Annotated in this window: 4 protein-coding genes, 1 tRNA gene, 1 pseudogene and 1 riboswitch; of the genes and pseudogenes, 1 reads left to right on the top strand and 5 read right to left on the bottom strand. The window is 73.8% G+C overall.

The features are described 5' to 3' along the window. Nucleotides 1-100: 100 nt before the first annotated feature. On the bottom strand, nucleotides 101-1,558 hold the full coding sequence (locus tag ACSNOD_RS26585) for an MFS transporter (RefSeq protein ID WP_436769599.1): 1,458 nt from the start codon (nucleotides 1,556-1,558) through the stop codon (nucleotides 101-103). Between the two features lie 635 nt (nucleotides 1,559-2,193). Continuing rightward, nucleotides 2,194-3,342 (bottom strand): M23 family metallopeptidase, encoded by a 1,149-nt coding sequence (locus ACSNOD_RS26580; RefSeq protein WP_436769597.1) that lies wholly within the window; start codon nucleotides 3,340-3,342, stop codon nucleotides 2,194-2,196. 10 nt (nucleotides 3,343-3,352) lie between these two features. Then, a riboswitch (cyclic di-AMP (ydaO/yuaA leader) is annotated at nucleotides 3,353-3,581 on the bottom strand. Nucleotides 3,582-4,051: 470 nt separating this feature from the next. Between ACSNOD_RS26580 and ACSNOD_RS26575 the strand changes: the two genes are divergently transcribed. Next, a complete protein-coding gene (locus ACSNOD_RS26575; RefSeq protein WP_436769598.1) occupies nucleotides 4,052-5,344 on the top strand; it encodes a hypothetical protein in 1,293 nt (430 codons plus the stop codon). A gap of 96 nt (nucleotides 5,345-5,440) precedes the next feature. Here ACSNOD_RS26575 and ACSNOD_RS26570 read toward each other — a convergent pair whose 3' ends face one another. The 3 genes and pseudogenes from ACSNOD_RS26570 to ACSNOD_RS26560 form a co-directional block, all read right to left on the bottom strand. Continuing rightward, nucleotides 5,441-5,833 (bottom strand): hypothetical protein, encoded by a 393-nt coding sequence (locus ACSNOD_RS26570; protein WP_436769596.1) that lies wholly within the window; start codon nucleotides 5,831-5,833, stop codon nucleotides 5,441-5,443. 275 nt (nucleotides 5,834-6,108) lie between these two features. Beyond that, nucleotides 6,109-6,181: transfer RNA gene (locus ACSNOD_RS26565), tRNA-Lys, on the bottom strand. A gap of 278 nt (nucleotides 6,182-6,459) precedes the next feature. Further along, nucleotides 6,460-7,059: pseudogene (locus ACSNOD_RS26560) on the bottom strand (DEAD/DEAH box helicase); the annotation flags it as partial.

Here is a 7,059-nt window from a genome sequence, read left to right as displayed (position 1 = left end):
AGCCCGGCTGGGGGTGCGGCTGCGGCTGGTGTTGCGGCCGGTGGTGCTGGGGTGATTGCTGGGGCTGCTGAGGCCGCGGGCCGGCCCGGGAGCCGGCGGCTCAGCCCGTCATGCCCGTTCCCGTGGTGCCCGTCGTGGCCCGTGCCGCCGCCGGGCTCTTGGCGGCGCCGGTGCGCACATGCCCCTTCACCGCCGCCGCTGCCGCGGACAGCGGGGCCGCGATGTCCTCCAGCGACCGCCGTTCCGCCTTGACCGCCAGCAGCGCGGCCACCAGTCCGGCCATCGTCATCAGCGCGGCGCCGATCTGGAACGCGATCACCGTGTCGGAGACCACCCCGGACTCGGTGAGCTCGGCGAAGACCAGCGGTCCGCTGATGCCGCCCGCCGCCGTGCCGAGGGCGTAGAAGAAGGCGATCGCCATCGCGCGGGTCTCCATGGGGAAGATCTCGCTGACGGTCAGGTAGGCCGAGCTGGCGCCCGCGGAGGCGAAGAAGAGCACCACGCACCAGCACGCCGTCAGCGTCTTGGCGGTGAGGTGTCCGCCGTCGAAGAGCCAGGCCGTGCCGAACAGCAGCACGCCGGCGAGCAGATACGTGCTGGAGATCATCACGCGCCGGCCGATGGTGTCGAACAGCTTTCCGAGCAGCAGCGGCCCGAGGAAGTTGCCGACCGCGATGACCGCGAAGTAGTAGCCGGTGGAGCCGGTCGGCACGTCGTAGAAGGTGGTGAGGATCGCCCCGAAGCCGAAGGTGATCGCGTTGTAGAGGAACGCCTGGCCGATGAAGAGCGCGAAGCCGAGCACGGTCCGCTTGCGGTAGGTGGAGAAGACCGTACGGGCGATGGTGCCGAAGCCGATGCTGGTGCGCTGGTGGATGGTGATCTCGTGGTCGGGGGGCGGCAGCGGCCGGCCGGTCTCGGCCTCGATCTGCCGCTCCGCGTCGCGGACCAGCTCTTCCGCCTCCGCGCCCCGGCCGTGGATGAACAGCCAGCGTGGACTCTCGGGCACATTGCGCCGCACCAGGAGGATCACCAGCCCGAGCACCACGCCGAGCGCGAAGGTCAGCCGCCAGCCGACGTTCGCGGCGAAGAAGTCGGTGTCCAGCATGACGATGGAGAGCAGCGAGCCGCCCACCGCGCCGAGCCAGAAGCTGCCGTTGATGATCAGGTCGACGCGGCCGCGGTACTCGGAGGGGATCAGCTCGTCGATGGCGGAGTTGATGGCGGCGTACTCACCACCGATGCCGAAGCCGGTGAGGAAGCGGAAGGCGAAGAACCACCAGTTGGAGAAGGAGACGGCGGTCAGCGCGGTCGCCGCGAGGTAGACCGCGAGGGTCAGCATGAAGAGCTTCCGGCGGCCGAAGCGGTCCGTCAGCCAGCCGAAGAAAAGGGCGCCCAGACAGGCGCCCGCGACGTAGAGAGCGGCGGCCAGGCCGGTGACCTGCGCGGAGCTGATGGGCAGTCCGCTGCCCTGCTCCGAGAGCCGGCCGGCGATGTTGCCGACGACCGTGACCTCCAGGCCGTCGAGTATCCAGACCGTGCCGAGTCCGATGACGATCATCCAGTGCCAGCGCGCCCAGGGAAGTCGGTCGAGCCGCGCGGGGACGTCGGTGGTGATGGTGCCGAGGTCGGCGCCGGGTGTCTCGGCGGCGGGTGCCTCGGGGCCGGTTTTCGCGACGGCGGGTGCCTCGGCTGTCTCGGCGGCGCGGGTCTCGGCGGCGCGGGTCTCGGCGGCGCGCGGATCAGCGGCGCGGGTCTCGGCGGCGGGCGGTCGGGAGCCCTCGGCTATTCGGGGGCCGCCCTCACCCCTGCCCCCGGGGTCGTCGCCCGGTCCCCTCGGCGCGTCTCCGGCCGGGGCCGGGCCCTGGTCTCTCCCCTGGGCCGCCTTGGGGACGATGCGCCCCGTTCCCCGGCAGTCCCCTTGGTCCTCCCCGTGATCCTCTCGGTGAGCGGCGGTCGTCATCGCACCCTCCTCGTCGCGGAAGTCGCCGAAGCGGGTTCCCGTACGACCAAGGCTCATGCATGCGATGTACGGCCGCAAACGCACCGCCGCGACCACGGGTTTCCCGTTCCCGTACGGGGTGTTCGGCGGACGCGGCCCTTACGAGAGGGCCCGGCGGCGGCCCGCTGCCCAGCGAAATCCGTTCCGGTTGCGGACCCCGGCACGTTCCGGTTATGGCCCCCGCAGCCGCCCGCTCAGACGTCGACGCCGTGGCCGCGCAGCCAGGACAGCGGGTTGACGGGCGAGCCGCCGCCCGGCCGGACCTCCAGGTGCAGATGCGGTCCGGTGACATTGCCCGTGGCGCCGACCCGGCCGATGGTCTCGCCGGCCCCGACCGAACCGGAGGTCTTCGTCATCGACGACAGATGGCAGTACCAGATCTCCGTACCGTCCGGCAGCGTGAGCACGATGCGATAGCCGTACGCGCCCGCCCAGCCGGCCTGGGTGATGGTGCCGCCGTGCACGGCCTTGACCGGGGTGCCCGTCGGGGCGGCGAAGTCCTGGCCGGTGTGGTTGCGCGACCACATGGAACCGGACTCGCCGAAGGTCGAGGTCAGGGTGTACGAGGCCAGTGGCGCGACATGGCCGCCCGACGCCTTGGCCGTCCCCCCGGACCCGTCCTCGTCACCGCCGCCCGAACCGCCGGAGCCGCCCGAGCCGCCGTCCTCCTCGCCGCCGCCCCCCGCGCGTTCGGCCTGCGCCTGGGCGTCCTCCGCGGCCTTCTTCCGCTTCGCCTCCTCCGCGGCCTCCGCCTCGGCCTGCGCCTGGGCGGTCTCCGCGGCCTCCGCCGCCGCCGACGTGGCCGCCGCGCGCTCGGCGGCGGTGCGCTCCGCGGCGTCGGCCGCCGACTGCTGCTGCTCGGCCTGGCGCATGATGCGGGCGCGCAGCGCCTCGCCCGCGCCGGTGCCCTGCTCCGCCTCGGCCGTGGTCAGGCCGGCCTGGGTGAGCGGGGCGGCGGCCTGCCGCGCGGTGCCCGCGTCCCCCGCGGTGGCACCCTCGGCGGCGGCGTCGCCCCTCACCAGAGAGCCGATGCCCGGCAGGGACTCTGCGTCGGGGAGCTGGTTCACGACCCGGGAGAGGTCGGGCACGGCGATGGAGACCGGGGGCCGCTCCTTGGCAGTGGCCATGCCGCCGGCGCCGACCGCCGCGATGACGCCGACACCCAGCACGGCCGAGCTGCGGGCCATCGAGCCGCCGCGCTGCTTGACCACGCGATGGCGGCCGCGGACCGGGGCGACGGACTCCGCGGTGGGGTTCCAGGTGCCGCCCTCGCCGCCGCCGGCCGGGGGCTCGGCGACGAATCCGGGGTATCCGGCCGAACCGGTGGGGGTGTTGGGCGCCATGCGGGCGCTCTCCTTCCTTCCTCCTCGCCTACCGGGTTAGCTGACGGGTTCGGAGCAGGAAGGTCTCCTACGGCTCCTCCACGACGGCGACCCGTGATCGTGACGCGGCGCGGGGCCGCGAGCTGTGATCCGTGGTCCATGGGCGCCTGGACGGGCCCATGGGCGGGTGGAGGCACCGATTCACCCCAGGGTGGTGGTTCCCCGGTTCCTCGTGGTGCGGGATTCGGCGACGGCGCACGGTGCCGCCTCTTGTGGCAGCTGGGACGACCGCACTGCGTTATCGAACGTTAATAGAAAGAGTCACTTCTTTCCAAGCCGCGCAGCTTGATCATTGCGAACCGACAGGTGACCTTCTCCGGCCATTTCCCCATCTATGCGCCCGAACTGATCCCCCCTCGTCAAACCTGCCTTCATCTGATCGTTCATCAGTTGTTATGCGATGCGGCCCGCCCCGCTCGCGCCTCCGCGGCCCCCCTGCCCGGGACCTCCCTTCGGGGGCGATGACGCGGCGCATCCCCACGCTCACCCCGTGAAGCGATGACGCCCGCACCCTGCGGATAAACGGCGCGCATCGGGTAGCGTCGTACATATGACCAGCGCATCGCGCCGGGCGGGCAGCCGATCGGCGCGCCGGCCGCGGAGGCGGCAGGCGCGGCGGATACGGGTGCGTCCCCTCGCCCTTCTCGCCGCACTCCTCACGGCGCTGCTGATGGCGGCCGCCGCGACCACCACGAGCGCCCGCGCGGCCGACGGCCTCGACGCCGCCGCGGACGCCCTGCACGACGGGCCCGTCTACGTCGACCCGCGGGCGTCCGACCGACTCCCACCGGACCGCGCCAAGGCCCTCGCCGACAAGATCGAGGACGCGGGCAAGCCGGTCTTCGTGGCCGTGCTGCCCACCGCGCCCGAGTACCCGCCCGGCACGCTCCTCCAGGACCTGCGCGCCAAGACCGGGATCACCGGCGTGTACGCCGTCCAGCTCGGTGACCGCTTCAGCGCGGGCGCCGATCCGCGCGTGATGCCGCGCAACGCCGTCAGCAACCTCACCGGCGAGGTCGGGCGGTCCCACCCGGGCGACGCCGCGGCCCAGCTGGAGAGCTTCGTCGACGACGCGCTCCGGCAGGCGAACGGCCGGGCGCCGTCCTCCTGGGACAGCGGCTCCTCCGGCGGCGGCCTCGGCGCCGGCGCCGCAGTGGCGCTCGTCGCCCTGCTCGCCGCGGGCGGCGGCGGAGCGTTCCTGATGCATCAGCGGAGCAAGAAGCGCCGGGCCGAGGAGGAACGGGCCCAGCTGGAGCGCCTGCGGACCGTCGTCGACGAGGACATCACCGCCTTCGGCGAGGAGCTCGACCGGCTGGACTTCCAGCCGGCGTCGCCCGAGGCGGACGACGCGATGCGCGAGGACTACGGGCGCGGGCTCGACGCCTACGAACGCGCGAAGGCCGCCATGGCGGCCGCCCGCCACCCGGACGACGTGCGGGCCGTGACCGAGGCCCTGGAGGAGGGCCGCTTCGCCCTGGCCGTGCTCGCCGCCCGCCGCGAGGGCCGTCCGCTGCCCGAACGCAGGCCGCCGTGCTTCTTCGACCCCCGGCACGGCCCCTCGGTCGAGGACGCGACATGGGCGCCGCCCGGTGGCGCGGAGCGCACGGTCCCGGTCTGCGCGGCGGACGCGGCGCGGCTGGCGGACGGCGAGGAGCCCCTGTCCCGTACGGTCGAGACGGCCTCGGGTCGCCGCCCGTACTGGGACGCGGGCCCGGCCTACGCCCCCTGGGCCGGCGGCTACTTCGGCGGTGGCATCCTGCCCGGCCTGCTCATGGGCACCATGCTCGGCAGCATGATGCACGCCCCCGGCGCCTACGCCGCCGACGGCGGCTGGGGCGGTGCCGGCGGCCCCGAGGGCGGCGACTACTCCGGCGCGGACTTCGACCCCGGCGACTTCGGCGGGGGCGGGGGCTTCGGCGGAGGCGACTTCGGGGGCGGCGGAGGCTTCGGCGGCGACTTCTGAGGCGAGCCGCCCGCTCCGGCCGGCGCCGGCGGGTACGGCAAGGCCGGTCGCCCGTACGACGTCACGTCACGGGGACCGGCCGGCCGCGACGCGCGCTCAGCCCCGGTGCTGGGCCGAACCCGACTCGTCCACCGTCACGCAGGTGGTCCTGGTCAGCACCGCCACGGTCTCGTTGCCGCAATTGTTGCTGTGCCCCGAGGCGTTGCGGGCGAACAGCAGGTTGGACAGGACGCCGCCGGCGGGACCCGAGTGGTCGCCGTCGTGACCGCGCCCGTTCCCGTCGTAGCTCTTGCAGGTCCGGTCCTTCAGCAGGGCCACCTTGCCGGTGCCGCACAGGTTGGCGTGACCCGAGGAGTTCCTGCCGGAGACGTTCGACAGCACCCCGCCCGGGCCGCCGTCCCTGTCGCCCGCCTGGGCCGCGCTCATGCCCAGAGGCGCTGCCACCACCGCCGCCGCGATGACCACCGCGATGCGCTGCGCGAAGCTCATGTCCCATCCCCTTCCGACCGGCCGGGACCTGTCTGTCCCGACCATTCCGACGTGGGTCAACGACGGCGGGACGGATCGGTACGGGGCCGTCGGGGTGAATCCTGGGCAAAGCGGTTGATCGGCTCCTCCGACATGACGCCGTGGGCGCGCCCGCCCCCCGCCGGCCGCGCGCCTGTCCCCGAATATGCCTCCGAACACGCCTTCGCCCCGGCCGGACACGCCCGGCCGGGGCGAAGAAGCGCGGGCCACCGGGGTGCGGTGACCTCGTCGAGCGGTAGGCCGTGTGGGACTCGAACCCACAACCAATGGATTAAAAGTCCACTGCTCTGCCAATTGAGCTAACGGCCCACGATCGTGCTCCCCCGAGCATAGCCGGAGGCGGCCGAGTGACCGACCGGGTATCGGGTGGGCGTCGCGGGTCTGTCAGATCTCGGGGGCCGGACGAGGGCCAGGGGGCCCCGAGAAGGCGCTGGCAAGGGGAGGGCGGACCGGCGGCGGACCCGTCGGCGGGGCGGTCGGCGGCCGATCGGCGCGCCGGCGAAGGCGGCAGCGCGAAGGGCCCGGACGCACGCCGTGGCGTGCGTCCGGGCCCTTCAGGCGCGGCTGTCGCGGGAGGTCACACGGCCTCAGCCGTTGCGCTTCCAGCGGGGCTTGTCGGCGCGGCGGTCGAACGAGGCCGCCGGGCGGGTGCCGCGGTGGTCGTCGCGGCGGGCCGGACGGTCGTCACGACGGTCCCGGTTGAAGGGGCGCTCGTCGCGGCGGTCGCGGTTGAACGGGCGGTCGCCGCCACGGTGGTTGTGGTCGCGGCGCTCGAAGGAGCGGCCGCCGCCGAAGCCACCGCGCTCGCCACCGCGCTCGTCGCGGCGGTCACGGTTGAACGGACGGTCCCCACCGCGGTCACGGTTGAAGCCACCGCGCTCGCCGCCACGGTCGTCACGGCGCTCGCCACCGCGCTCGTCGCGACGGTCGCGGTTGAACGGACGGTCGTCACGACGCTCGTACGAACGGCCGCCACCGAAGCCGCCACGGTCACCGCCGCGCTCGCCACCGCGCTCGTCACGACGGTCGCGGTTGAACGGACGGTCGTCACGACGCTCGTACGAACGGCCGCCACCGAAGCCACCGCGCTCACCGCCGCGCTCGTCACGACGGTCACGGTTGAACGGACGGTCCCCACCGCGGTCACGGTTGAAGCCACCGCGCTCGCCGCCACGGTCGTCACGGCG

This window comes from Streptomyces sp. URMC 123 (genome assembly GCF_051386515.1).
GTDB lineage: Bacteria > Actinomycetota > Actinomycetes > Streptomycetales > Streptomycetaceae > Streptomyces.
The sequence above is the reverse complement of the archived record's forward strand: the minus strand, read 5'-3'. Positions and strand labels throughout refer to the sequence as shown.